The sequence below is a fragment of the Sphingomonas aracearum genome, assembly GCF_003345355.1.
GTDB lineage: Bacteria > Pseudomonadota > Alphaproteobacteria > Sphingomonadales > Sphingomonadaceae > Sphingomonas > Sphingomonas aracearum.
In genome coordinates this window covers 1,407,862-1,432,234 of sequence record NZ_QQNB01000001.1, presented here as the reverse complement: position 1 = coordinate 1,432,234, position 24,373 = coordinate 1,407,862, and the positions used below count along the sequence as shown (strand labels likewise).

Annotated in this window: 17 protein-coding genes; 4 read left to right on the top strand and 13 right to left on the bottom strand. The window is 70.2% G+C overall.

The genetic code is table 11. The features are described from left to right. Positions 1 to 41: 41 nt before the first annotated feature. The gene (locus tag DVW87_RS06770; protein ID WP_114686903.1) at positions 42 to 1,688 is read left to right on the top strand and encodes a carboxylesterase/lipase family protein; all 1,647 of its coding nucleotides are present in this window, start codon (positions 42 to 44) and stop codon (positions 1,686 to 1,688) included. A gap of 67 nt (positions 1,689 to 1,755) precedes the next feature. Here DVW87_RS06770 and DVW87_RS06765 read toward each other — a convergent pair whose 3' ends face one another. Both DVW87_RS06765 and DVW87_RS06760 read right to left on the bottom strand, forming a co-directional pair. Then, on the bottom strand, positions 1,756 to 4,806 hold the full coding sequence (locus DVW87_RS06765) for a TonB-dependent receptor domain-containing protein (RefSeq protein WP_114686902.1): 3,051 nt from the start codon (positions 4,804 to 4,806) through the stop codon (positions 1,756 to 1,758). Positions 4,807 to 5,098: 292 nt separating this feature from the next. Next, a complete protein-coding gene (locus DVW87_RS06760) occupies positions 5,099 to 8,509 on the bottom strand; it encodes a chromosome segregation SMC family protein (RefSeq protein ID WP_114686901.1) in 3,411 nt (1,136 codons plus the stop codon). Positions 8,510 to 8,609: 100 nt separating this feature from the next. On the opposite strand from DVW87_RS06760, the gene DVW87_RS06755 reads away from it, so the two are divergent. After that, on the top strand, positions 8,610 to 10,139 hold the full coding sequence (locus tag DVW87_RS06755; RefSeq protein WP_114686900.1) for a peptide chain release factor 3: 1,530 nt from the start codon (positions 8,610 to 8,612) through the stop codon (positions 10,137 to 10,139). Positions 10,140 to 10,276: 137 nt separating this feature from the next. Here DVW87_RS06755 and DVW87_RS06750 read toward each other — a convergent pair whose 3' ends face one another. Next, positions 10,277 to 11,533, bottom strand: a complete 1,257-nt coding sequence (locus DVW87_RS06750) for a spinster family MFS transporter (protein ID WP_114686899.1) — start codon at positions 11,531 to 11,533, stop codon at positions 10,277 to 10,279. A gap of 113 nt (positions 11,534 to 11,646) precedes the next feature. On the opposite strand from DVW87_RS06750, the gene DVW87_RS06745 reads away from it, so the two are divergent. Further along, positions 11,647 to 12,903 (top strand): oligogalacturonate lyase family protein, encoded by a 1,257-nt coding sequence (locus tag DVW87_RS06745; protein ID WP_114686898.1) that lies wholly within the window; start codon positions 11,647 to 11,649, stop codon positions 12,901 to 12,903. 9 nt (positions 12,904 to 12,912) lie between these two features. Here the strand turns inward: DVW87_RS06745 and DVW87_RS06740 are convergent, their stop codons facing one another. The 3 genes from DVW87_RS06740 to purD all read right to left on the bottom strand — a co-directional run bounded on the left by DVW87_RS06740 (position 12,913) and on the right by purD (position 15,990). Continuing rightward, entirely contained in the window at positions 12,913 to 13,680 is a 768-nt protein-coding gene (locus DVW87_RS06740) for a DUF4760 domain-containing protein (protein WP_114686897.1), read from the bottom strand. Positions 13,681 to 13,897: 217 nt separating this feature from the next. Beyond that, positions 13,898 to 14,698, bottom strand: a complete 801-nt coding sequence (locus DVW87_RS06735) for a hypothetical protein (RefSeq protein WP_114686896.1) — start codon at positions 14,696 to 14,698, stop codon at positions 13,898 to 13,900. Positions 14,699 to 14,727: 29 nt separating this feature from the next. Next, on the bottom strand, positions 14,728 to 15,990 hold the full coding sequence (purD, locus tag DVW87_RS06730; protein ID WP_114686895.1) for a phosphoribosylamine--glycine ligase: 1,263 nt from the start codon (positions 15,988 to 15,990) through the stop codon (positions 14,728 to 14,730). Here purD and xseA point away from each other — a divergent pair. Beyond that, positions 15,989 to 17,371: an exodeoxyribonuclease VII large subunit gene (gene xseA, locus DVW87_RS06725; protein ID WP_114686894.1), complete on the top strand. Its 1,383-nt coding sequence runs from the start codon at positions 15,989 to 15,991 to the stop codon at positions 17,369 to 17,371. The genes purD and xseA overlap by 2 nt on opposite strands. A 92-nt stretch (positions 17,372 to 17,463) precedes the next feature. Here xseA and paoC read toward each other — a convergent pair whose 3' ends face one another. From paoC to DVW87_RS06690, 7 genes are all read right to left on the bottom strand, one after another. Further along, positions 17,464 to 19,686 (bottom strand): aldehyde oxidoreductase molybdenum-binding subunit PaoC, encoded by a 2,223-nt coding sequence (paoC, locus tag DVW87_RS06720; RefSeq protein WP_114686893.1) that lies wholly within the window; start codon positions 19,684 to 19,686, stop codon positions 17,464 to 17,466. Next, positions 19,683 to 20,642, bottom strand: a complete 960-nt coding sequence (locus tag DVW87_RS06715) for an FAD binding domain-containing protein (RefSeq protein ID WP_114686892.1) — start codon at positions 20,640 to 20,642, stop codon at positions 19,683 to 19,685. The genes paoC and DVW87_RS06715 overlap by 4 nt, the downstream gene beginning before the upstream one ends. After that, the gene (gene paoA / locus DVW87_RS06710; RefSeq protein ID WP_114686891.1) at positions 20,639 to 21,274 is read right to left on the bottom strand and encodes an aldehyde dehydrogenase iron-sulfur subunit PaoA; all 636 of its coding nucleotides are present in this window, start codon (positions 21,272 to 21,274) and stop codon (positions 20,639 to 20,641) included. The genes DVW87_RS06715 and paoA overlap by 4 nt, the downstream gene beginning before the upstream one ends. A gap of 145 nt (positions 21,275 to 21,419) precedes the next feature. Beyond that, positions 21,420 to 22,304: an alpha/beta fold hydrolase gene (locus DVW87_RS06705; protein WP_114686890.1), complete on the bottom strand. Its 885-nt coding sequence runs from the start codon at positions 22,302 to 22,304 to the stop codon at positions 21,420 to 21,422. A gap of 32 nt (positions 22,305 to 22,336) precedes the next feature. After that, positions 22,337 to 23,236, bottom strand: a complete 900-nt coding sequence (locus tag DVW87_RS06700; RefSeq protein WP_114686889.1) for a pirin family protein — start codon at positions 23,234 to 23,236, stop codon at positions 22,337 to 22,339. Beyond that, positions 23,233 to 23,676, bottom strand: a complete 444-nt coding sequence (locus DVW87_RS06695) for an NUDIX hydrolase (RefSeq protein WP_114686888.1) — start codon at positions 23,674 to 23,676, stop codon at positions 23,233 to 23,235. The genes DVW87_RS06700 and DVW87_RS06695 overlap by 4 nt, the downstream gene beginning before the upstream one ends. Then, positions 23,669 to 24,373, bottom strand: a complete 705-nt coding sequence (locus tag DVW87_RS06690) for a glutathione S-transferase (protein ID WP_114686887.1) — start codon at positions 24,371 to 24,373, stop codon at positions 23,669 to 23,671. Before DVW87_RS06690 ends, DVW87_RS06695 begins: the two co-directional genes overlap by 8 nt.

Here is a 24,373-nt window from a genome sequence, read left to right as displayed (position 1 = left end):
GCCCGCGGTGTTTCCCGCGGGCCTTTTTTGTGGAGCCACGCATGACCCTCCTCCTGCATCGCCGCGCGTTGCTCGCCGGCGGCACTGCTTCGTTGCTTCTCCCCGGCATCGCCCGGGCCGAGGCCGGGCCGGTGGTCGAAACCGCACACGGCCGCATCCGCGGGGTCCGGTCGGGCGGCGTCCTCACGTTCAAGGGCGTGCCCTATGGTGCGCCGACCGGCGGTGCCAATCGCTTCCTCCCGCAGCAACCGCCGGCCAAGTGGGCGGGCGTCCGCGATTGTCTCGACTACGGCACGTCCGCGCCGCAGGGCGGCGTGTCGATGGCCGGCGAGGCGGGCGACCGCGCGCTGAACGCGCCGAAGAACTTCTACCAGAGCCCGATCGGGGGCGGCCGCGGTTTCCCCGAAGGCGAGGACTGCCTCGTGCTCAACGTCTGGACGCCCGCGACGACCGGCCGGCGCGCGGTGATGTTCTGGATGCACGGTGGCGGCTTCTCGACCGGCTCGGGCTCCTCCTCCTGGTATGACGGCAGCAACCTCGCCGCGCGGCAGGACGTGGTCGTGGTGACGATCAACCATCGCCTCAACGTGCTCGGCTATTGCGACCTGTCCGCTTATGGCGGGCGCTGGGCGGACAGCGGCAATGTCGGCATGCTCGATTGCGTGGCGGCGCTGCAGTGGGTGCGCGACAATATCGCGGCGTTCGGCGGCGATCCCACGCGCGTGCTGATCCACGGCGAGTCGGGCGGCGGCCGCAAGACCAGCGTGATGATGGGCTTCCAGCCTGCCGCCGGCCTGTTCCACCGCGCCGTCGTGCAGAGCGGCTCCGCCTTGCGGATGGACGAGCGCGAGCTGGCGCAGAAGAAGGCGGCGCGCCTGCTCGCCGAACTGGACATCGCGCCGAACGCCGTCGAGCGGCTGCAACAGGTGCCGCTCGCCCCGCTGCACGCCGCGCAGCGCAAGGCGGCGGCGGGGCTGGGCCAGTGGCGACCGGTGGTGGACGGGCGCCTGCTGCCCGACCATCCCTTCTCGCCGCGCGCCACCGCGCTGAGCGCGCGCGTGCCGATGATGATCGGCACCAACCGCACCGAGCAGGCGGCGTTCCTCGGGCTCGATCCGGCAGTCGACACCATGGACGAGGCGGGCCTGCTCACGCGGCTGAAGGGCTTGAACCTCGACGGGCAGGAAGCCGCCGTCGCTGCCGACTACCGCCGGCGCTATCCGGGTAAGGGCATGGCCGAGCTGCTCTACATGATCGCCACCGACCGCGGCTATTTCCTCGATTCCACGATCCAGGCGGAGCGCAAGGCAGCGGCAGGCGGCGCGCCGGCGTACCTGTACAGCTTCAACCGCGAAACACCGGTGCAGGGCGGCCGCTTCCACGCGCCGCACGGATCGGAGATCCCGTTCGTGTTCGACACGGTGGAGAAGGCCGCGCGCATGGAAGGCCCGGTCACACCCGAGACGCAGAAGCTGGCGGCGCTGATGTCGGGGGCCTGGGCGACCTTTGCCAAGACGGGCACTCCCGCCGCACCCGGCCTGCCGCAATGGCCGGCGTACGATGCCGCGGGCCGTCCGACGATGGTGTTCGATACGGCCACCCGGCTGGAGAATGACCCCCGCGGCGCCGAGCGCCGGCTGATGCTGCCCTTCGGATCGCAGCAGGAACTGCCCGGCGCGACGGGCTGAGCAGCGGCGCCACGAGAAAAAGCGGGCAGGGGAGACCCCACCCGCTTTTTCTCTTGTCTCCGCCCGGTCAGAAGCGCTTCGTCACGCCCATGAAGTAGCGCCGGCCGATCAGGTCGTAGGTGGAGGTGTCCGTGGCGGCGGGTCCGCCGAACTCCGGCGGCTGCTTGTCGAACAGGTTCGTCACGCCGAAGCGGAACTCCATCTGGTCGTCCACCTTCAGCCGTGAGACGAGATCGAAATAGCTTACCGCCGGCACGCCGGTCGCACTGCCGTTGGCAACGCCGACATTCGCCGAGTTGCTCATCTTGTCGATGAACCGCCAGCGGAAGCTCAGCGAACCGAGCCCGCCATACCAGGACAGGGTGGTGGTGTGCTTCCAGGCCGGGTGCGACTGGCTGTAGCCGTCGATCTGCACGTTGCCGATGGTGCCGGCATAATCGAAGGTGGGATCGGTCGCGAGCGTCTGGATCTTGTAGTCCATCACATGGCTGACCACGCTGTTGAGCGACAGGTTGCCGAGATCGCCGATGCCGATCGCGGCATCGAACTGCACGTCGATGCCCGCCGTCGAATAGCTGCCGAGGTTGAACTGCGGCTCGTTGATGAACGCCAGGAGGCCGCCGGCATCGCGGTTGATGAGCGAGCAGTAGAAGTTGGTGGAGCTGAACGAGGGATTCTGCCCGCCGAAGTTGAAGCATTGCTGGAGCGCCACCTGGCTGGTGACCCGGCCGATCGCATCGTCGAGCTTGATGTTGTAATAGTCGACCGACAGCGACAGCGCCTTGAACACGCTGCGGGCGAACTCCGGCTGCACCACCACGCCGACGGTGTAGCTGTCGGCGGTTTCCTCCTTCAGGTCCGGGTTGCCGATGCGGAAGGCGGCCGTCAGCGTGCCGGTATAGGTGTAGCTGGGATAGATCGCTGCCGGGATGCCCTGCGCGGTGCACAGCGCCTGCACCTGCGCCGCGGTGACCCCGGCCACGCGGCCGGCGCGCGCGGCGCTGCGGCTGTCGCACGGGTCGCCGGTGCCCGTCGCCGGGCTGCCGATCGTGCCCGACACGCCGGCGCGCGGCGCGTACAGCTCGCCCAGTCCCGGCGCGCGGATGGCGCGCGAATAGCCGCCGCGGAAGGTCATGCCGCCGAACGGCGTCCAGTTCGGGCCCGCCTTGTAGGTGTGCACGCCGCCAACGCGGTTATAGTCGGAATAGCGGTAGGCGAGATCCACATCGAGCTGCTGGAAGAAGGGTGTGTCCGCCAGGATCGGCAGCAGCACCTCGACATAGGCTTCCTTCACCGCGATATCGCCCGCCGACGATCCGCTGCCCGACAGGCCCAGCGTTTCGGGCGCGGCATAGGTGGTGACACCGTTCACGGTGGAGGGCGTCGGCTGGTTGGCCGGGTCGATGTTCGCGGAGAACTCGTTCTTGCGATATTCGACGCCCACCGCGAAGCCGGCCGGGCCGCCGGGCAGGCGGAACAGGTTGCCGGTCAGGTTGGCGGAGGCCACCGTCTGCTTGTAGTTGAAGAGGTTGGTGGAATTGCGCAGCAGGAACGCCTTGCACGATTGCGAGATCTCGCCGTAGCCGAACGGATTGTAGCCGCCGTCGCACAAAGATCGTCCGCCATCCGCTGCCTGGAGCAACTGGTTGAAGCGGCTGCGGCTATATTGGTTGAAGGTCGTCTCGGTCTGGTCGGTCTCGCCGTACGTGGCGTAGACGTCGTACTTCAGCGAGGTGCCGGAAATGTCGCCCTTGCCGCCCAGCAGCAGCTGATAGACGTCATAATCCTCCACCACGCGCAGCCGCCCGGCGCGCGTGCCGGTGAAGTAATAGATCAGCGGATCGTTGGGGCGGGGCCGGGCGGCGGCCGCCACGCGCAGGTCGGGCGTGAGGAACGGGTTGGTCACCGGCACCAAAGTGGGCGTCGCGATCGTCTGGAACGTGCCCTGGTCGGAGGTCTGGTCCGTGCGATAGGTTGCGTAATTGACCTGGCCGTACAGCGTGATGCCGTCCGCCACCTCATATTCGGCGCGGCCGAACGCGGTGTAGCGCTTCAGCGGCAGCTGCACCGTGGAGTCGAAGGGGCTGCGCTGCGTGACGATGCCGCCGCTGTCCTGCACATAGCCGTTCAGCGCCGCATCGCGCAGGTTGGTGCCGGTGTTGCGCCCGAACAGCGTGCCGTCCGGGTTGACGACCAGCGAGCTCGCGGTCGGCGGCACCGGCGTGCGATAGGTGTTGAGGAACAGGTTGCGATACGCCGCGACGTTCGCCGCATTGCCCACGCCGAACGGATTGGTGCCGTCGACCACGATCGTGCCGGCGGTGGAGGCGAGGCTGCCCGGGCGATCGCGGAAGAACTCGCGGCTGTTGCGCGAGGCGTTGCCGCGCTCGAGATAGGAAAGCGACAGGAACACGCGCCCGCGATCGTCCGCCAGCCGCCCGCCCCAGGTCGCCGCGCCGGAAAAGTTGGTGCCGTCGCCCCGCTCGGTGACGCCGCCATCGGCCTCCAGGACCAGCCCGGTGAAATTGTTGTTGAAGCGGAAGTTGACCACACCGGCCACCGCGTCCGAGCCGTAGATCGCCGAGGCGCCGCCCGTGATCGTCTCCACCGACGAGATCAGCGCGGGGGAGATGGTGTTGAGGTCGATCCCGCCCAGCGGGTCGGACGGTTGCAGCCGGCGGCCGTCGAACAGCACCAGGGTGCGCGACGTGCCCAGTCCGCGCAGGTTCGCGTTGGAGCGGCCGCCCGACGCGGTGGGCCCGCCGATCGCGTTGGACGAGGTCTGTGCGCCCTGCGTCGCCTGGAACTGCGGCAGCACGTTCAGCGACTGCTCGATGGTCGTCGGCCCGCTGTTCTGCAGGAAGTCCTGGTTGACGGTGGCGATCGGGCTTTCGGCGGTATAGTCGCGCCGCGCGATGCGCGAGCCGGTGACCACGATCTCGCCGCGCTCCTGCCCGCCCGCCGCTGCTGCCGCAGCCTCCGCGCCGGTTGCCAGTCCGCCCGGATCCTGCTGCGCCGCCGGTGCCGCGGGCGCTTCCTGCGCCGCTGCGGGCATCGCCCAGACAAGTGCCCCGATCGATGCGCCGATGCTCAGCATCCGGCTGTAAGCGCCACTCATCTGTGTTCTCCCCTCACAGTCTGGGGAACCGCAAAAGAGCACGGGGTGCCGGGGCGCAAAGCAATGCGCGTGGCCGAAACAAACATCCTCCCGACTGCTCTTTGGCAGCTCCACGCTTTCGTCGAAGCGCAGGATCGAAGGTGCCTGCCAGTTTACAAGCAGTCAAGACTGTTTATGGACCCGCCCGGTAATTTGGGCCGTCGCGGCCGGTTTCGCCCATCCCAGGCTGTACCAGGACGGTTCGGACACAATGCGCTCGCCTGGCGGGCGGCCTTGCCGTGGCCGCGAGCCGCTATTCCGCCGCCAGCAGCCCTTCCGCGCCACCCAGGTCCACCGACACCAGCCGGCTGACCCCCTGTTCCACCATGGTGACCCCGAACAGGCGGTGCATGCGGCTCATCGTCACGGCATTGTGCGTGACGATCAGGTAGCGGGTGGCGGTTTCCCGTGTCATCGCGTCCAGCAGGTCGCAGAACCGCTCGATGTTCGCATCGTCCAGCGGCGCATCGACCTCGTCCAGCACGCAGATCGGCGCGGGATTGGTGAGGAACAGGCCGAAGATCAGCGCCACCGCGGTGAGCGCCTGTTCGCCGCCCGACAGCAGGGTCAGCGATTGCAGCCGCTTGCCGGGCGGCTGCGCCATGATCTCCAGCCCGGCCTCCAGCGGATCGTCGGCGTCGACCAGTTCCAGATGCGCCTGCCCGCCGTTGAACAGGGTCGAGAACAGCCGCCGGAAGTGGCCGTTCACCGCCTCGAACGCGGCCAGCAGGCGCTGGCGGCCTTCGCGGTTCAGCGTGCCGATCGAACCGCGCAGCCGCGCGACCGCCTCGCCCAGCTCGGCGCGGGCGGCGGCGTTGCCCGATGCGCCCGCCTCCAGCTCCGCCAGCTCCTGTTCGGCCACCAGGTTCACCGGGCCGATCCGCTCGCGGTCGGCGACGAGCCGGTCGTGCGCGGCGGACTCCTCCTGCGGGCTGCGCACGGTGTCGCCCGCGAACTCCAGCCGGGCGGGCAGCACGGGCGCGGGACAGCCGAAGCGTTCGCCGGAGATCTTGCCCATCTCGATCCGGCGCGCTTCCCCGTTTTCCGCCCGCGCCACGGCGCCGGCACGGGCTTCGCGGGCGGCGGCGAGCGCCTCGTTGGCGGCGTGGGTCGCCCCGTCGGTCGCGCGCAAGGCCGCCTCCGCTGCGCGCTCGTCGGCGGCGGCGGCATCGGCGCGGGCGCGGGCGGCGGCCCCGCTCGCCTCCGCCTCGGCCAGCGCGGCGGCCAGCGCCGCCGGACGGGCCGCCAAGGTCGCCTGTTCGTCGGCCAGCGCCGCCGCGCGCTTGTCCATCTCCGCGATGCGCCGCGCCGCCTCGCCCGCCCGCGCGCGCCAGCCCCTGGCCTCGCCGGCGCCGGCCGCCAGCCGCTCGCGATCGGCGCGCAGGCTCTGTTCCAGCGCGCCGCGCTCGGCCAATATCGTTGCCACCGCGCCGCGTCGTGCCTCGGCCGCGGCGCTCAGGGTCGCGACCTGCGCGCGCATGGCACTGCCGTCGGGCAGGGCCGCGCGGGCAACGGCGGCGCGGTCCTGCTCGGCAGCGGCTTCCTCCGCCTGCCCGGCCAGCCGCGCGCGACGCACGGCAAGGTCGGCGCGTTGCGCTTCGAGGCGTTCCAGCGCCGCCGTTGCGCGATCCTCGCTGCGCAGCGCCTCGCGTGCCGCCGCCTCGGCCGCGTCGATCACGCGCCGCCCTTCCGTCGCGGCAGTGCGGGCATCGGCGATCGCGCGCTCGGCAGCGGCAAAGGCCGTGTCCGCCTCGGCAACCGCGAGGGCAAGGGCGGGGCGCTGCGCCTCCAGCGCGCGCAGGCGATTGCCGCGCTCCAGCCGCTCCGCCGCCGCCGCCGCGCCGCCCCCGGCCTGCGCGACCAGCCCATCCCAGCGCCGCAGCGTGCCCGCCGTCGTCACCAGCCGCTGCCCGGCCGCAAGCGGCTGGCCCGTATCCTCCTCGCAGACGAACACCTGCGCCAAGCGCCGCGCGAGCGCCGCCGGAGCGGTGATCCGGGGCGCAAGCGGCATCGTCCCGATCGGCGGCGGCGGGTCGCCGGGCAGCGGCTCCGCGCCGCGCCAATGGCGCTCCGCAGCGGGATCGAGGCCCACCTCCAGATCGTCGCCGAGCGCCGCCGCCAGCGCGCGTTCGTACCCCGATTCCGCCTGGATGCGGTCAAGCAGCCTGTCGCGACCGCCGGGCCGGGTCGCCTTGGCCAGCGCCGCCGCTTCCCCGTCGAGCGCGGCGAGTTCCGCCCGGCGGGTCGCGCGCGCCGCTTGCGCGGCGTCGCGATCGGCCGCCGCCGCGCGTTCCGCCGCCTCCGCGTCGGTCAGCGCCGCCCGGCCCTGCTCGCCGCGCGCCACCGCCGCGGCGCGCGCCTCCGCCGCCCGGTCGCGGGTTGCGGCGAGCGGCGCGGGATCGGCCAGCGTCCGCATCTCCTCCGTCACCCGCGCCAGTTCGCGGTTCGCGCGGTCCACCTGGGTGCGCGCGGCGGCGAGCGCGGCGTCCGCCACGCGCACCTCCGCCGCCTCCGCTGCCTGCGCGGCGAGCGCCTGCGCCAACGCGACCTCCGCGTCGCGCGCCTCGCGCTCCGCTTCCGCGCGCCGGCCGTCGAGCGCGGGCAGGGCGGCCTGCGCCTCGGCGATGCGCATCTCCAGCGCCTTGCCCTCTGCGGCGAGCCGGGCGAGCGCTTCGGCCGCATCCTGCGCCAGCGTGCCTTCGCGCGCGCGATCGCCGGCCAGCCGCTCGTGCGCGTCGGCGAGATCGGCGAGGCGCCGCTCGGCCGCGGCGTGTTGCGCGCGCAGGGCGGTCACCCGGTGGCTCGCCTCGCCCGCCGCATCGCGCGCTGCCAGCGCCGCCGCGCGTGCGGTGCAGAGGAGGTCGGCCGCCGCCGCCTGCGCCGCTGCCGCCCGCGCCTGCGCGCCCGTTGCCGCCGCGACCCGTTCCTCGGCCGCCGCCGCCTCGGCGCGTGCGGCATCGGCGGCGGCGGCGGCATCGCGCCAGCGGGCAAAGATCATGCGCGCCTCGGCCACCTGGATCTGCCCGGACAGCGCGCGGTAGCGCTCCGCCGCCCGCGCCTGTCGCCGCAACGAAGCGGTACGCGCGTCCTGCTCGGCGATCACCTCGTCCAGCCGCTGGAGGTTGGCCTCCGTCGCGCGCAGCTTCGCCTCGGCATCGCGGCGGCGGACATGGAGGCCGGCGATCCCCGCCGCTTCCTCCAGCATAGCTCGGCGCTCCGCAGGCCGGGCGGCGATCACCGCGCCGATCCGGTTCTGGCTGACGAGCGCGGGCGAATGCGCGCCCGTGGCGGCATCGGCGAACAGCAGGCCGACATTCTTCGCGCGCACGTCGCGCCCGTCGATGCGGTAGGCGGAACCCGCGCCGCGCTCGATCCGGCGCACCACCTCGGTTTCCTCCGCATCGTCGGTTTCCAGCAGCATGGAAACCTCGGCGAAGTCGCGCTGCGGGCGGGTGGCGGTGCCGGCGAAGATCACGTCCTCCATGCCGGCGCCCCGCAGGGACCGCGCGGAGGTCTCGCCCATGGTCCAGCGCAGCGCTTCCAGCAGGTTCGACTTGCCGCAGCCGTTGGGGCCGACAATGCCGGTCAGCCCCGGCTCGATCCGGAGATCGGCCGGATCGACGAAGCTCTTGAAGCCGGACAGGCGAAGGCGCTTGATCTGCATGGGTGCAGCCCAAATCTATCGGGTTCGCGTCCTCACGTCACCCTATCGGTCCGCGCCGGACATGCTATGGCGCGCGCCTGCCTTCATTGGACTCCTTGCAATGCCTTCCTCCTCCCGCCGCACCTTTGCGATCATCTCGCACCCGGACGCCGGCAAGACGACCCTGACCGAGAAGCTGCTGTATTTCGGCGGCGCGATCCATCTCGCCGGCGAGGTGAAGGCGCGCGGTGCGAACCGGCGCGCGCGGTCGGACTGGATGAAGATCGAGCAGCAGCGCGGCATTTCCGTCACCTCGTCGGTGATGACGTTCGAACGGGAGGGCGTGACCTTCAACCTGCTCGACACGCCGGGCCACGAGGACTTCTCGGAGGACACCTACCGCACCCTGACGGCGGTCGACTCCGCGGTGATGGTGATCGACGCCGCCCGCGGCATCGAGGCGCAGACGCGCAAACTGTTCGAGGTGTGCCGCCTGCGCTCGGTGCCGATCATCACCTTTGTCAACAAGGTCGATCGTGAGGGCCGCTCGCCCTTCGAGCTGCTGGACGAGATCGCCGACGTGCTGGCGCTCGACGTGTCGCCGATGAGCTGGCCGGTGGGGCTCGGCTCCGATTTCCAGGGCGTGCTGGACCTCGCGACGGGCCGCCTCAGCCGCCCCGAAGGCGACAGCCGCACCTTCCAGGGCAAGGTGGAGGACGCGCCCGCGCTGCCCGAGAACATCGCCGAGGAAATCGAGCTGGCGCAGGCCGGCTATGCCGAGTTCGACGTCGACGCCTATCGCAACGGCGATCTGACGCCGGTCTATTTCGGCTCCGCGCTCAAGGATTTCGGCCCCGCCGAGCTGATCGACGCGCTTGCCCGCCACGCGCCCCCGCCGCGCCCGCAGCCGGCCGAGCCGGCACCGATCGCGCCGGACAATGCCGAAGTGACCGGCTTCGTGTTCAAGGTGCAGGCCAACATGGACCCGCAGCATCGCGACCGGATCGCGTTCATGCGGCTGTGCTCGGGCACGTTCAAGCGCGGCATGAAACTCACCCCCACGGGCCATGGCAAGCCGATCGCGGTGCACTCGCCGATCCTGTTCTTCGCGCAGAACCGCGAAGTGGCGGACGAGGCGTTCCCCGGCGACATCATCGGCATCCCCAACCATGGCACGCTGCGCGTCGGCGATACCCTGTCGGAGCGTGCCGACGTGCGCTTCACCGGGCTGCCGAACTTCGCGCCGGAAATCCTGCGCCGCGTCGCGCTGAAGGACCCGACCAAGACCAAGCAGCTGCGCAAGGCGCTGGACGACATGGCCGAGGAGGGCGTGACGCAGGTCTTCTATCCGGAGATCGGCTCCAACTGGATCATTGGCGTGGTCGGCCAGCTGCAGCTGGAGGTGCTGCTCAGCCGGCTGGAGGCGGAGTACAAGGTCGATGCCGGGCTGGAGCCCGCCCCGTTCGACACCGCGCGCTGGGTGTCGGCGGAGGATGCCGCCGACCTCAAGGCGTTCACCGACCTGAACCGCTCGGCCATGGCCAGGGATCGCGACGGCAACCCGGTGTTCCTCGCCAAGACGGCGTGGGAAGTCGGCTATGTCGCGGATCGCTATCCCAAGGTGAAGTTCGCGGCCACGCGCGAGCGATAAGGCCCCCATCCGTTCGTCCCGAGTAGGGATCGAGCCTGTCGAGAGCCCGTATCGAGAGACCTGCGCACGGGGCGATCTCTCGATACGCCATCTCGACAAGCTCGACGGCTACTCGGGACGAACGGAGTGGCTAGGCCTCAAACGTCATCCACCCAGCCTTTGCGCACCGGCCCCACCGCCAGCAGCGCGAGCACCGCCGCCAGTGCATAGAAGCCGAGGCACCCGACCGTCGCATAGCGCAGGGCCTCCGCGCGGTAGGTCGATTTCAGCGCGTCGGAGATCGTCCCCATCAGGAGCGGCCCCGCGCCGATGCCGATCAGGTTGTTGATGAGGAGAAAGCTTGCCGAGGCGGTCGCGCGCATGTGGCGCGGCACTAGGTGCTGCACCGCGGTCGTGATCGGCCCCAGCCACAGGATGTTGAGCGCATTGGGGATCAGCAGCAGCGGCCACGCCGCCCAGGGGCTGGGCGACAGCAGCCCGGCCGCAAAGGTCGGCAGCGTGACCAGCCAGGCGATCGCGGGCAGCTTGGGATACCAGCCGCGATCGGCGCGGCCGAGCTTGTCGGCGAACCAGCCGCCCGCGAACACGCCGGCCGTCCCGCCGATCAGCAGCAGCGAGCCCATGAACTTGCCGGTGGTGATGAGGTCGAAGCCGTAGGACCGCATCAGCACGGAGGGCACCCACAGGGCGAGGCCATAGCCGCACAGCGAGCTGAACGAGGCGGCAAAGGCGAGCAGCCAGAAGGCCGGCTTGCCCGCCAGGATCGGGAACACCGCGGACACCGGCACCGCGTCCGCCGGGGCGGCACTGCGCGGCGCATCGCGCACGGTCAGGTGGAAGATCGGCGCCAGCACGATCCCCGCCACGCCCATGACCAGGAACGCGGTGCGCCAGTCCAGCAGCTGCGCGATATAGGCGCCGAGCAGCGTGCCGCCGGCAAGGCCCACCGGAATGCCCAGCGAATAGATCGCCAGCGCCCGCGCGCGCTGTTCCGGCGGGTAGTAATCGGCGATCAGGGCGTAGGACGGCGCCACGCCGCCCGCTTCGCCGACGCCCACGCCCAGCCGGAACAGGAACAACTGGCCATAGCCGGTGGCGATCCCGCACAGGGCGGTGAACGCGCTCCATACGGCAAGGCTGCCGGCGATCACCGCACGCCGGCTCGTCCGGTCCGCGAGCAGCGCCAGCGGCACCCCCAGCACCGAATAGAGAAGCGCGAAGGCGAGCCCGCCGATCGCGCCGAACTGCGCATCGGAAAGCCCCAGGTCCGCCTTGATCGGCGCGGCGAGGATGCCGAGGATCTGCCGGTCCAGAAAGTTGAACGTGTACACGACCAGCAGCATCGCCAGCACGAAGCGGCGATAGCCCGGGCGCACGGCAACGGCGTCTTGCATGTCCTCTCCCCCGATTTTCCGGCAGCCTAGAGACGCCCGCGCCGCTTCGCCACCCTTGTCTGATGCCCCTCGCGGTTTCTACAAGAAAGGGAGTTGGGAGAGGGTTGCACGATATGGCATGGATCAACGGAAGTCTGGCCGTGCTGGCTGCGGCGGCAGGGGCAGCGTCGCCCACCCCGTCACCAGGGACGTGGATCGATCCGGTGACCGGCCACAGGATCGTCCGGATCGACGACACGCCGGGCAATTACGCGCTGTATTTCAACTACAATCCGTTCACCTCGCAGGGCGACCTGATGATCTACCTGGTGCCCGAAGGCATCAAGGTAGTGGACCTCCGGACCTGGGAAACGCGGCTGGTGCTGCGCACGAAGGTTGATCGCCTGCTGTTCGCCGGGCCGAGGAGCCGCAGCGCCTATTACACCACCCGCGCGGCGGACGTGGAGGAGGGCGGTCCCTTCCAGGTCTGGCGCGTCGACCTCGACAGCGGGGCGACGGCCAAGGTCGCCGACGTGCCGGGCGGTCGTATCGAGACGATCAACGCCGACGAAACGCTGCTGGCGGGCGAGCGCGAGCTTGCCGCGCCGCCGCCCGACATCGCCGCGCAGGGCAGGCGCGATCCGAAGACCGGCGCGCCGACCTATTCGGGCACCGGCCCGGACGGCAAGCCGCTCTCCTTTGCCGCCGCCAAGGGGCAATGGATGGAAAAGCGCCTCGCCGCGCGCGTGCCGATGGAAATGTACACCGTGGCGATCCGGGACGGCCGCCGCCGCACCCTCCATCGCGCGACCGACTGGCTGAACCATGTCCAGTTCTCGCCAACCGATCCCCGCCTGCTGATGTTCTGCCACGAAGGGCCGTGGGACAAGGTGGACCGGATCTGGACCATCCGCAGCGACGGCACCGGCCTTGCCAAGGTACACACCCGCACCGTGGCCGGGGAGATTGCGGGGCACGAATTCTGGGCAAGCGACGGCCACACCATCTGGTACGACCTGCGCACCGTGCGCGCCTTTGCCTGGCTGGCGAGCTACAACGTGAAGACCGGCGCCCGCACGCAATTGCTGCAAGGGCCGGACCAGGCCTCCTACCATTTCTCGCTCTCGCCCGACGGCCGCGCCTTTTCCGGCGACGGCGGCAACGGCGCCAAGTGGATCAGCCTGTTCCGCCCCAGGCTGGACCGCACGCCGCAGGCGGGGCTCATCACCCCGGGCACGCTGGAAACCGAGCATCTCGCCAGCCTCGCCACCCACGACTATACGCTGGAGCCCAACCAGCACTGGACGCCGGACGGCCGCTGGCTGATCTACCGCACCAACATGGAAGGCGCCCCGGCCCTCTACGCGGTGGAGGTCGCGAAGGCGCGCTAGGCTCGTCTTCTAGATATCCCGGAAATGATCGCGGATGATGAGCAGGTGCTCCAGCGTGCGCGGGTTCTGCGCCTGCAATTCGCGAATCCAAGGAAGGCAGCGATCGGTGTAGAAGATCAGGTTGCCGCGCAGGGAGCGCTGGATGATGCCTTCATCCAGATCGCCGCAGATGATGCCCACCGAGACGAACTCGAAGTAATTGACGAAGTAGCGCAAGGCCTGAACGGCGAGCACGTCTTTCTCGTCCGCGGAGGTGCTTAACTGCGCGACCAGTGCGGCATCGATCCGCCTGCCGGTCAGGCGATCCGCAAAGGCGGCGGCGTTCCTGCTGAAGGTCTCGTTGGTGAAGCGGTTGGCGACGAAGTTGATGGTGTGCTGGACGCGAGCGTTGCGATGGGTCAACCAGGCGGCGATCGCCCAGCCGGTCGCCGCGGCACAGACCGCAAGCAGGCCGGCCGAGGCCGACGCTAGAGTATAGGTCTGCGGATCGGCGGGATCGTAGTGGGGCCAGACCTCGCACAGGCCCAGCACCGCCACGCCGGTGATAACGGCGGCAGTGAGCATGATCTTCTGAACGGGCCGGGCGATCCGCGCCTTGAAGTAGCGCTTCAGCGGCATGTCCCGCGTTGCCGCATGCCGCAGGGCATCGTTGGCGCGCCGGGTCAGGATGATCTGGTCAAGCTCGCCAACGGCGTATCGGGCGAAGGCTTCGTCCGCCTGGCCCAGCAGGATCATCCGGCAGATGGCGACACGATCTGCGGACGACAGGTGCGGCATGGCGGTCCAACAAAAAAGGCAGCCTGCTCGGCTGCCCGTGTAACTGGTGGAAAGTAAGGAGTTCAGCCTCCGGGTACGTCTTCCTTGCGCATCAGCACCTCCTCTTTCTGGACGCCGACATATGCGATCCGCGCGCGATTTGCAAGATATCGGCGCATGCGGCGATCAGCTTCCTCAACCGCTGCACCGATGCTTTCGTTCCGCGACTCCCCCCGCCTCAGCCCAGCTTGCCGAATTCCGCCTCATAGGCGGCGCGGTTGGTGGTGAGCAGGCGGGCCTGCTCGATCCAGCGATCGCGGGCCATGCGGCCTTTGAACGCGCCCAGACGCGCGTCCAGCGCGTCGGCCTCGGCGGGGGAGAGGTCGGCGATCTGCTGCACGTCGGTATAGCCGAGCTCGGCCAGTTGCGCCGCGAGCTTGGGGCCGAGGCCCTTGAGCCGGTTGAGCGGCAGGGAGCCGGCGGCGGGGCCGGTGAGGGTTTCCGCGCCCGGCGCAGGTGCGGGTTCGGCGGCGGTGTCGAGGTCCACGGCCAGGCTGGCGGGGCTGGCGTCCATCGGCGCGGCGGCGGCGATCGGCTCGTCGGCGAGCGGCGCTTCCGCGCGCGCGTCGCGCTCTTCGCGATCGATCGGCGTGTCGGGCATGCCGGCCGGCGGCGTGGCCGGCGCCGGGACCGGCACCGGGGGCGTGTCGGCCAGCGGAGGCGGAGAAGGCGCGACCGGCGGGGCGGCGCGCAGCTCGGGCACCGGCGCGGGCGCAGCGGCTGGGCTCGTCGGCACCGGCGTGGGGGCGGGCGGCTGGTCTTCGCCGGTGCGCGGCTGCGGATCGATGCCGCGCTCCTCGCGGCTCTCGATCACCTGCCGGTCGGCCGCGACCCGGCGACGCTTCAGCCGGATGCCCCACACGATCACCGCCACCGCGAGCAGCGCCAGGACGGCGATCAGGATCAGCGACGCGGTGGTCCAGCCTTCCATCATCGAGGCGGCGCCTCCGGCGTGCTGTGCAGCGCCCTGATCGTCCATGCGGTGTCTCCCTTTACGCTACGGAACCGCTATAGCTGACGCGCGATCTCGCGCCAGCCGATGTCCCGCCGGCAGAAACCCATGGGAAAGCCGATCCGATCCACGGCGCGATACGCGGCGGCCTGCGCCTGGGCGATCGTCGCCCCGCCCGCGGTGACGGCGAGCACGCGTCCGCCGCTCGCCACCAGCGTGCCGCCGTGCCGCGCCGTGCCCGCCTGGAACACGCGGGCGCCGCCAGCCTCCGCCGCTTCGATGTTGTCGATCGCGCCGCCGGTCTCCGGCGTGCCCGGATAGCCGCGTGCCGCCATCACCACGGTGAGCGCGGTTTCGTCCGAGAAGGCGGGCGCTTCCACCTCCGCCAGTCGGCCTTCCGCCACCGCCAGCAGCAGTGCCGGCAGATCCCCCTGGTAGCGGAACATCAGCACCTGGCATTCGGGATCGCCGAACCGGGCATTGTATTCGATCAGCTTGGGGCCGCGCTCCGTCAGCATCAGGCCGGCATAGAGCACGCCGGAAAAGGGCGTGCCCGCCTCCGCCATCGCCGCGATCGTCGGGCGGATGATGGTGTCGATCGCCTGCCGCTCCAGCGCCGGGCTGAGCACGGGCGCAGGGCTGTAGGCGCCCATGCCGCCGGTGTTCGGCCCGGTATCGCCGTCGCCCACGCGCTTGTGGTCCTGCGCCGAGCCGAACGGCACGAAGGCGGTGCCGTCGGTCAGCACGAACAGGCTCACTTCCTCGCCGTCCAGGAACTCCTCGATCACCGCGGCGCCGCCGGGCTCGGCGAAGATCGCCTCCACGGCTCCCGTCGCCTCGGCGCGGGTCATCGCCACCGTCACGCCCTTGCCGGCGGCCAGGCCGTCCGCCTTCACCACCACGGGCAGGGGAAAGGCCTCCAGCGCGATCAGCGCCTCGTCCAGGCCGGAGACGCGGCGGTAGCCGGCCGTGGGGATGTCGGCCCGCGTGCACAGCTCCTTGGTGAAGCCCTTGGACCCCTCCAGCTGAGCCGCCGCGGCCGAGGGGCCGAACACCGGCAGGCCGGCCGCGCGCAGGCTGTCGGCCAGCCCGTCCACCAGCGGCGCCTCCGGCCCGATCACGACCAGCCCGATCCGCTCGGCACGGCAGAAATCGACAACCGCCGCGTGATCCTTCACGTCCAGCGTGATACAGGTCGCGTGGTTCGCGATGCCCGGATTGCCCGGCGCGGCGAACAGCCGATCCAGCCCCGGCGATTGCGCCAGCCGCCAGGCGAGCGCATGTTCGCGGCCACCGCTTCCCACCAGCAGGACGTTCATGCCCGGATTCCCTCTCGACAATGCTGCCGGCCGGCTCCTAGCCGAGGACCGGCCCGGCGACAATTCGCAGGCGCTCGGCGTCGGCGAGCTGGCGCTGAAGCTGAAGCGCGTGGTGGAAGACGAGTTCGGCCACGTCCGGCTGCGCGGCGAGATCTCCGGCTACAAGCGGGTCGCCTCGGGCCACGCTTATCTGTGCCTGAAGGACGACAGCGCGGTGATCGACGGCGTGATCTGGAAGGGGTCGGTCAACACGCTCGCCTTTCAGCCGCAGGACGGCGTGGAGGTGATCGCCACCGGCAAGGTCACGACCTATCCCGGTCGCTCGAAATACCAGATCGTGATCGATCGCATGGAGCTGGCCGGCGAGGGCGCGCTGATGGCGCTGCTGGAAAAGCTCAAGGCCAAGCTGGCGGGCGAGGGGCTGTTCGATCGCGACACCAAGAAGGCGCTGCCGTTCCTGCCGGCCACCATCGGCGTCGTCACCTCGCCGACCGGGGCGGTGATCCGCGACATCCTCCACCGCCTGGAGGACCGCTGCCCGACGCGCGTGATCGTGTGGCCGGTGAAGGTGCAGGGCGACGGCAGCGCGGGCGAGGTCGCGCGCGCCGTGGCCGGGTTCGACGCGATTACCGGCCCGGACCGCCCCGATCTCGTCATCGTCGCGCGCGGCGGCGGCTCGATCGAGGATCTGTGGACGTTCAACGAGGAAGCGGTGGTGCGCGCGGTTGCCGCCTGCACCATCCCGATCATCTCGGCGGTCGGCCACGAGACCGACACCACGCTGTGCGACCATGCCGCAGATCTGCGCGCGCCCACCCCCACGGCGGCGGCGGAACTCGCGGTGCCGGTGCTGTCCGAACTGCGCTTCCAGATCGACAATTACGGCGCGCGCACCCGCCGCTGCGTGCACCGCTACCAGGAGCGCGGGCGCGAGCGGCTGGACGCGCTGGTGCGGGTGCTGCCGAAACGCGATGCGCTGCTCGGTCCCCAGCGCCAGCGCAGCGACGACCTGTCGGCGCGGCTCGATCGCGGGCTGGAGCGGCGGATCACCGCGGCGCGCAGCACGCTGGATCGCGCGGGCGGGGCGCTGCGGCCGTCCATGCTGGAGGCCAAGCTGCACACGGCGCGCACGCGTTTTGAGGGCATCTGGAACCTCGTGCGCGCACTGGGCCCGCAAAGCGTGCTCGACCGAGGGTACGCCTGGGTGGCGGCGCGGCCCGAGGGGGGCGTGGTCGCCAGCGCAGAGGCAGCCCGCAAGGCGGGCGGCCTCACGCTGCACTTCCGCGACGGCACCGTGGAGGCGGAAGTCGGCCGCGCCCCCGCCTCGCGCCCGGCGCCGCGGGCAAAGCCGGCACCGGCGGAGCAGCCGACCCTGCTATAGGTCCGGCCAGGGCAAGCCGCTCCCCGGTCCGAGGCGGGGAGCGGGGCTGTTGCGTCAGCGGATCGTCCGCCAGCGCCTTCCCATCGCTGCCCTCAGGCGACCTGGGGCAGCTTTTCCAGATGCTTGTCCAGCGTGATCGGGTAATCGCGCACGCGCACGCCGGTGGCGTTGTAGATCGCGTTGGCGATCGCCGCGCCCACGCCGCACAGGCCGAGCTCGCCGACGCCCTTGGCCTTCATCGGCGAGGACTTGTCGTCGGGGAAGTCGAGGAAGATCACCTCCTGGTGCGGAATGTCGGCATGGACCGGCACTTCGTAGCTGGCGAGATCGTGATTGACGAAGAAGCCGAAGCGGGTGTCCACCGCCAGCTCCTCCATCAGCGCCGCGCCCACGCCCATGGTCATCGCGCCGATCACCTGGCTGCGCGCCGCCTTCGGGTTCAGGATGCGGCCGGCGTCGCAGGCCGCCAGCATGCGGCGGATGCGCGTCTCGCCGGTGAAGCTGTCCACCGCCACCTCGACGAAATGCGCGGCAAAGGTCGCCTGTTGCCAGCGCTCGCCCATGTCGGTGGGATCGAACCCGTCCTCGGCGGTGAGCGGGCCTGCCCTGGCCGCCTCCGCCAGCGCGGCGCTGCGCCCGCCTGCAGAGACCTTGCCGTCGGCAAAGGCGACATCGGCCGAGTTGAAGCCGAGCTGCTGCGCCACCGCCTCTCGCAACTTCATGCAAGCGGCATACAGGCCGGCGGTGGCGTTGTTCGCGCCCCATTGGCCGCCCGAGCCGGCCGATTTCGGGAAGTCGCTGTCGCCCAGCTTCACGTCCACCTGCGACAGCGGCACGCCCATCATCTCCGCCGCGGTCTGCGCCAGAATGGTGTAGGTGCCGGTGCCGATATCGGTCATGTCGGTTTCCACCGTCAGCCGTCCGTTTCGCTCCAGCCGGATGCGCGCGGCCGACTTGGTGAGGATGTTGCCCCGAAAGCCGCCGGCCATGCCCATGCCGATCAGCCACCGGCCCTCGCGCACCTGCGCCGGCTTCGGATTGCGCCGCGACCAGCCGAACCGCCCGGCCCCGGTGCGCAGGCATTCCACGTAGTGCCGCTCGGAAAAGGGCGTGCCCGGCTTCTCCGGATCGACCTGCGTGTCGTTGATCGCGCGCAGCTCGACGGGGTCCATGTCCAGGGCCTCGGCCAGCTCGTCCATGGCCATTTCGAGCACCATGAGGCCCGGTGCCTCGCCCGGCGCGCGCATGGCGTTGCCTTCCGGCAGGTCGAGCACCGCCAGCTTCATGTACGTCTCGCGGTTCGGCGCGGCGTAGAACAGCTTGGTCTGCGACACCGCGGTCTCCGGCTTGCCCTCCGGCAGGTTGCCGCTGGTGGACGAGTGCGCGATCGCGGTCAGGCGGCCGTCTTTGGTGGCGCCCAGCCGCACATGCTGGATCGTCGCCGGGCGATGGGTCGAGTTGTTGGCCATTAGCGGGCGCTGCATGGCGATCTTGACCGGGCGCCGGGCCGCGCGCGCCGCGAGCGCGGCGCACACCGCATCGGCGCGCACGAACAGCTTCCCGCCGAAGCCGCCGCCGATATAGGGCGAGTCCAGCCGGACATTCTCCGGCGGGATCGACAGGATCTTGGCGAGCGAGCCCTTGCTCCACGCGATCATCTGGTTGGAGGTCCACAAGGTGACCTTGTCGCCGTCCCACGATGCGATCGTCGCGAACGGCTCCATCATCATGTGGCTCTCGTCGGGCGTGGTGTAGGTGCGGTCGACCTTCACCGGCGCGGCGGCGAACGCCTTGGCGAAGTCGCCGATCCGGTCGATCGCGGGCGCGGCCGATCCTTCCCCGCTGCTGCCGCCTTCCAGCGGAGCGTTCGGGGCTTCCCTGGCGAGGTCGAACCTGCCGGGCACGCGATCATAGTCGGTGCGGATCAAGGCCGCCGCGGCGCGCGCCTGCTCGAACGTATCGGCGACCACCACCGCGATCGCCTGATGGTAATGCGCGACGTCCGCGCCGCCGAACAGGTGCGCGATGTTCTGCATGCCGAGCGGCAGCGGCTTGGGGAAGTCCAGCGTGGTCACCACGGTGACGACGCCGGGCGCCGCCTTGGCCGCGCTCGTATCCATGCGCCGGATGCGGCCCTTGGCCACCGCCGCCCCGACGATATAGCCATAGGCCTGGTTGGGCACGACATCGTGCCGCTCATAAGCGTAGGGCGCGGTGCCGGTGGTCTTGAGCGGACCGTCGATGCGGCTGGTGGGGCGGCCGACGACCTTCAGCTGATCGATCGGGTTGGTGCCGGCGGGCTGGTCGAACTTCATGCGCGGGGTGCCTTTGCCTGGGCGATCACCGACGCGAGCGCGCGGGTTGCCAGCGGGATCTTGAAACGATTGTCCTCGGTCGGCCGCGCCTCGGCAAAGGCGCGCTGCGCCACGGCCTGCGCGCCTTGCGGCAGCGCGGCGTCGGCCGCCGCGACCCGCCAGGGCTTGTGCGCGACGCCGCCGAAGGAAACGCGGCCGCTGCCGTCCTTCTGGATCACCGCCGCGACAGAGACGAGAGCAAAGGCATAGGACGCGCGATCGCGCACCTTCTGGTAAAAATGCTGTCCGCCCAGGGGCTTGGGCAGGGCGATGCCGGTGATGAGTTCGCCGCGTTCCAGCACGTTGTCGATCTCCGGCCGGTCGCCGGGCAGGCGATGGAAGTCGGCGATCGGGATGGCGCGCGTGGTGCCGTCGGCCTTTACCGTCTCCACCGCCGCATCCAGCACGCGCATCGCCTGCGCCATGTCGCCGGGATAGGTGGCGATGCACTTGTCGGACGAGCCGACCACCGCCAGCTGGCGCGAATAGCCGCCGATCGCCGAACAGCCGGAGCCCGGCTTGCGCTTGTTGCACGGCATGTTGGGGTCGTAGAAATAGGGGCAGCGGGTGCGCTGGAGCAGGTTGCCCGCGGTGGTCGCCTTGTTGCGCAACTGGCCGCTCGCGCCCGCCTGGATCGCGCGGGCGAGCACGCCGTAGTCGCGGCGCACGCGCTCGTCGGCGGACAGGGCGGTGTTGGTCACCAGCGCGCCGATGCGCAGGCCGCCTTCCCTGGTCTTCTCGATCCGGTCGAGCTTCAGGTCCTGCACGTCGACGAGGTGGGTCGGCGTTTCGATCTCCAGCTTCATCAGGTCGAGCAGGTTGGTGCCGCCGCCCAGGAACTTGGCGCCCGGCGTGCGGGCCACGATCGCCGCGGCCTGCGCCGGCGAGGTCGCGCGCTCGTAGGTGAAGCTCTTCATGCCCGCTCCCCCGCGACGTCGCTCATCGCGTCCAGAATGTTGGAATAGGCGCCACAGCGGCAGATGTTGCCGCTCATCCGCTCGCGCATTTCGATGTTGGTGAAGCCGGGCTTCTCGGTGAGGTCGGCCTGGACATGGCTGGGTATGCCGCGCCTGATCTCGTCCAGTACGGATACCGCCGAGCAGATCTGGCCCGGCGTGCAATAGCCGCATTGGAAACCGTCATGCTTGACGAACGCCGCCTGCATCGGATGCAGCTTGTCGGGCGTGCCGAGGCCCTCGATGGTCGTCACCTTGTCGCCTTGGTGCTGGACGGCGAGGCTGAGGCAGGAGTTGATCCGCTCCCCGTTCACGATCACCGTGCAGGCGCCGCACTGGCCATGGTCGCAGCCCTTCTTGGTGCCGGTGAGGTGCAGATGCTCGCGCAGCGTGTCCAGCAGGGTGGTGCGCGTGTCCAGCGTGAGGTCGTGCCGTGTGCCGTTGACCGTCAGCGTCACCGGCAGGGTTGCCGGCGCCGCCGCCGCGGTCGGGCCTTGCGCCTCGGCCGGAACCGCGGTCAGGGCCACGGCCGCGCCGCTGCAGGCGAGCACGCCCCGCCGCGAAATCTCGAATTCAGCTGATCCTGACACCATCGTTTCCCGTGCGATCTTCCGCGCCGCGCGACCGCGCGGCGCTCCCTGAAGCGGAAGATAGCATCGGCACGGCGGGAGGGTTACCCGTCGACGACAATATGTAACGATGAGCGACGCTCATCGGTGGATGCCGTACAGGGCGGCCCTAGATCGACCAGTCGCGCATCGCCGACAGAACGGCCTCCGGCTTCTCCCACGGGACGAAATGGCCCGCATCCTCGACCCGCGTCAGGGTGAGGTGCGGGACATAAGCGGGAAGTACCTGGAGCTGTCCCGGCAGCAGGGCCTTGTCCTTCATGCCCCAGATCACCAGCGTCGGCTGCGTCACCGGCGGGAACGCCGCGTCGAGCCAGGCGGGGCGCTCCGGCGCTTCCTCGGGCGCGGGCACGATGATGCCGCTGGCCCGGTACCAGTTGAGCATCGCCGTCATCGCGCCGGGTTGCGACCATTCGTCGAGATACGCCGCCTTGTCCTCGCCGGCGATTGCGCGGGTGACATGCTGCGCAAAGGTGGAGCCCAGGAATTTCTCCAGCCCCGTGCCGGTCAGGCCCTGGTCGATGCTGGTGTCGCGAAAGCGGCGGATATACTGGCTGGCGCGGCGCTGCTCCGGATCGTCGAACACCGCGCGCTGGTAGACGAGCGGGTGCGGCGCGTTGACGATCACGAGCCGGGAGACGCGATCCGGCCGTTGCAGCGCCGCCATCCAGGCGATCGCGCCGCCCCAGTCATGGCCGACGAGCGTGAACCGGCCGATGCCGAAATGGTCGGCCAGCGCGAGGAGGTCGGCCAGGATGCGATCGGCCTTGTACTCCTCCACGCCCGCGGGCTTGGAGGACCGGGCATAGCCGCGCTGGTCCGGCGCCAGCACGAAATGGTCGCGCGCGAGATCGGGCACGATGTGCCGCCAGGTGCGATGCGATTCGGGAAAGCCGTGCAGCAGGATCACGGGCGACGCGTCCGGCGAACCGGCGACCTGGACGTCCAGCTCGACCCCGGTGGGCAGGGCGATGCGGTGCAGGGGTTCGGTCATTCGCTCTCTCCCGTTGGTCGTCCCGGTCGTGGTCAGGGGTAACTGACCGTCAGCGGCACTTCGGGGATCGGGATGAACTCCTCGTCGTCCCCCGGCACCAGCGGGAAGTTGCCCGCCTTCCAGTCGCGCTTGGCCTGGTTGATGCGGTCGCGGCTGGAGGAAACGAAGTTCCACCAGACGTGGCGCGGCGTGGCAAAGGCGTCGCCGCCGCACAGCATCACCCGCCCGCCCGTCATGGAGGCGAGCGTGACCGGCACGCCGGGCTTCAGCACGTAAAGCGTCATGGGCGCGAGCGGCACGCCGTCCAGCACCGCCTCGCCCAGCGCCAGGTACACGGCGCGCTCCTCGGCCGCGGCATCGATCGGCACCTCGCCGCCGGGCTCCAGCGCGATGTCGGCATAGATCGTGCCGGCATAGGTGGTGGTGGGCGCACTCTTGCCCCACAGCGAGCCCATGATGATGCGGGCGGTGACCCGGTTGTCGGCGATCACCGGCAGGTCGGCCGCGGGCACATGCTCGAACGCCGGGTCCATCTCCTCGTCCTTCTCCGGCAAAGCCAGCCAGGTCTGGATGCCGGACAGGACCGGGCCGTGCGCGCGCTCTTCGCCCGGCGACCGCTCGGAATGGACGATGCCATGGCCGGCGGTCATCAGGTTCACCGCGCCGGGCTCGATCACCAGGTTGCTGCCAAGCGAGTCGCGATGGCCGATCGCGCCCTTGAACAGATAGGTGACGGTGGCCAGGTTGATGTGCGGATGCGGGCGCACGTCGATGCCGTTGCCCACCGCGAGCTGCGCCGGGCCCATCTGGTCGAAGAACAGGAACGGCCCCACCATCGTGCGTGGGCGGGAGGGCAGCGTGCGGTGGACCTTGAACCCGCCCAGGTCGTGCGTGACCGGGGTGATGGTCTGGAGGACGAAATCATCGATCATCGGCGGAAATCCGTTTGGGCGAGCATCGCCAGGATGTCGTCGGGATACACCGTCTCCTCGCACGCCGCCAGATCGTCGCGCGTCCACCAGCGCCAGCTTTGCATCACGCGTCGTTCGAGTTCGGTATGGCCGGCCGGGTCTACCTCGTGGCTTTCCACGTCGACCCGGAACCAGCGCTCGTCCGCGGTCACCTCCACGCCCTCCAGCGTCAGGAAATCGACCACGCGGCGATCGACCTGCGGCCCGGGATCGGCAGGGAGGCCGACTTCCTCGATCAGCTCGCGCCGCGCCGCCTGCTCGTAGCTTTCGCCCGGATCGACGGCGCCGCCGGGGGTGCACCAGAAGGGCGCACGATCGTCCGCCGTGAAGCGGAACAGCAGCACGCGGCCGGCCGCATCGACCAGCAGGATCCGCGCGGCAGGGCGGGGAACCCTAGCCATCGAGCTCGGGATACTGGCGGAAGATGCCGTCGGTGTTGAAGGGAATGCGCCGCTCGCTCTTCAGATAGGCATGAACGCCCGGCAGTTGCGCCACCTGGTCGCGGATGCGGGTCACGCTTCGATAATCGCCCTCGATCGCGGCCATGGCGCGCGGGAACATGTAGCGCAGGCCCTCGACCAGCTGGAACAGGGAGGTGTCGGCATAGGTCCAGCGATGGTCGATCAGCCAGTCGCCGGGGTTCGCGTTCGCCGCCTGCTCCAGCCAGCCGAGGAATTTGGGGAGGCGCTGCTCGCGAAACTGCTTCGCCGCGCGCGCCGCCTCGGGCTTCTGGTCGTCATAATAGTCCATCATCGCCACGGGATGGTGGACGTTGTGCACCTCGGCAACGGCATCCGCGATGGTCAGCTGCACCTGATGCACCCAGTAGCGATCGGCGATCTTCGACGGCGCAAGATCGTGCCGGTCGCCGAGATACAGCAGGATGTCGGCGACCTGCGCAATCACCAGGCCGTCGACCTCCAGATAGGGCGGCGCGAAGGGGCCGCGACCGGTGCGCGCCTCCATGTCCGCGATCAGCGCCTCGACCCCCCTGTCGCGCGCGCAATCCTCATAAGCGATGCCGGCGGCTTCCAGGGCAAGGCGGACGAACTCGCCGCGTCCCTGGATGCCGGGCCAGTACCAGAGCTTGTAGGCCAT

Excerpts from the sequence above, each read along its gene's own strand:
- DVW87_RS06705 (WP_114686890.1), bottom strand. The coding sequence starts at position 22,304 with ATGACCGAACCCCTGCACCGCATCGCCCTGCCCACCGGGGTCGAGCTG.
- DVW87_RS06760 (WP_114686901.1), bottom strand. The coding sequence starts at position 8,509 with ATGCAGATCAAGCGCCTTCGCCTGTCCGGCTTCAAGAGCTTCGTCGAT.
- DVW87_RS06750 (WP_114686899.1), bottom strand. The coding sequence starts at position 11,533 with ATGCAAGACGCCGTTGCCGTGCGCCCGGGCTATCGCCGCTTCGTGCTG.
- DVW87_RS06735 (WP_114686896.1), bottom strand. The coding sequence starts at position 14,698 with ATGGACGATCAGGGCGCTGCACAGCACGCCGGAGGCGCCGCCTCGATG.
- DVW87_RS06770 (WP_114686903.1), top strand. The coding sequence starts at position 42 with ATGACCCTCCTCCTGCATCGCCGCGCGTTGCTCGCCGGCGGCACTGCT.
- DVW87_RS06715 (WP_114686892.1), bottom strand. The coding sequence starts at position 20,642 with ATGAAGAGCTTCACCTACGAGCGCGCGACCTCGCCGGCGCAGGCCGCG.
- paoA (WP_114686891.1), bottom strand. The coding sequence starts at position 21,274 with ATGGTGTCAGGATCAGCTGAATTCGAGATTTCGCGGCGGGGCGTGCTC.
- purD (WP_114686895.1), bottom strand. The coding sequence starts at position 15,990 with ATGAACGTCCTGCTGGTGGGAAGCGGTGGCCGCGAACATGCGCTCGCC.
- paoC (WP_114686893.1), bottom strand. The coding sequence starts at position 19,686 with ATGAAGTTCGACCAGCCCGCCGGCACCAACCCGATCGATCAGCTGAAG.
- DVW87_RS06700 (WP_114686889.1), bottom strand. The coding sequence starts at position 23,236 with ATGATCGATGATTTCGTCCTCCAGACCATCACCCCGGTCACGCACGAC.
- DVW87_RS06690 (WP_114686887.1), bottom strand. The coding sequence starts at position 24,373 with ATGGCCTACAAGCTCTGGTACTGGCCCGGCATCCAGGGACGCGGCGAG.
- DVW87_RS06765 (WP_114686902.1), bottom strand. The coding sequence starts at position 4,806 with ATGAGTGGCGCTTACAGCCGGATGCTGAGCATCGGCGCATCGATCGGG.
- xseA (WP_114686894.1), top strand. The coding sequence starts at position 15,989 with ATGCCCGGATTCCCTCTCGACAATGCTGCCGGCCGGCTCCTAGCCGAG.
- DVW87_RS06740 (WP_114686897.1), bottom strand. The coding sequence starts at position 13,680 with ATGCCGCACCTGTCGTCCGCAGATCGTGTCGCCATCTGCCGGATGATC.
- DVW87_RS06755 (WP_114686900.1), top strand. The coding sequence starts at position 8,610 with ATGCCTTCCTCCTCCCGCCGCACCTTTGCGATCATCTCGCACCCGGAC.
- DVW87_RS06695 (WP_114686888.1), bottom strand. The coding sequence starts at position 23,676 with ATGGCTAGGGTTCCCCGCCCTGCCGCGCGGATCCTGCTGGTCGATGCG.
- DVW87_RS06745 (WP_114686898.1), top strand. The coding sequence starts at position 11,647 with ATGGCATGGATCAACGGAAGTCTGGCCGTGCTGGCTGCGGCGGCAGGG.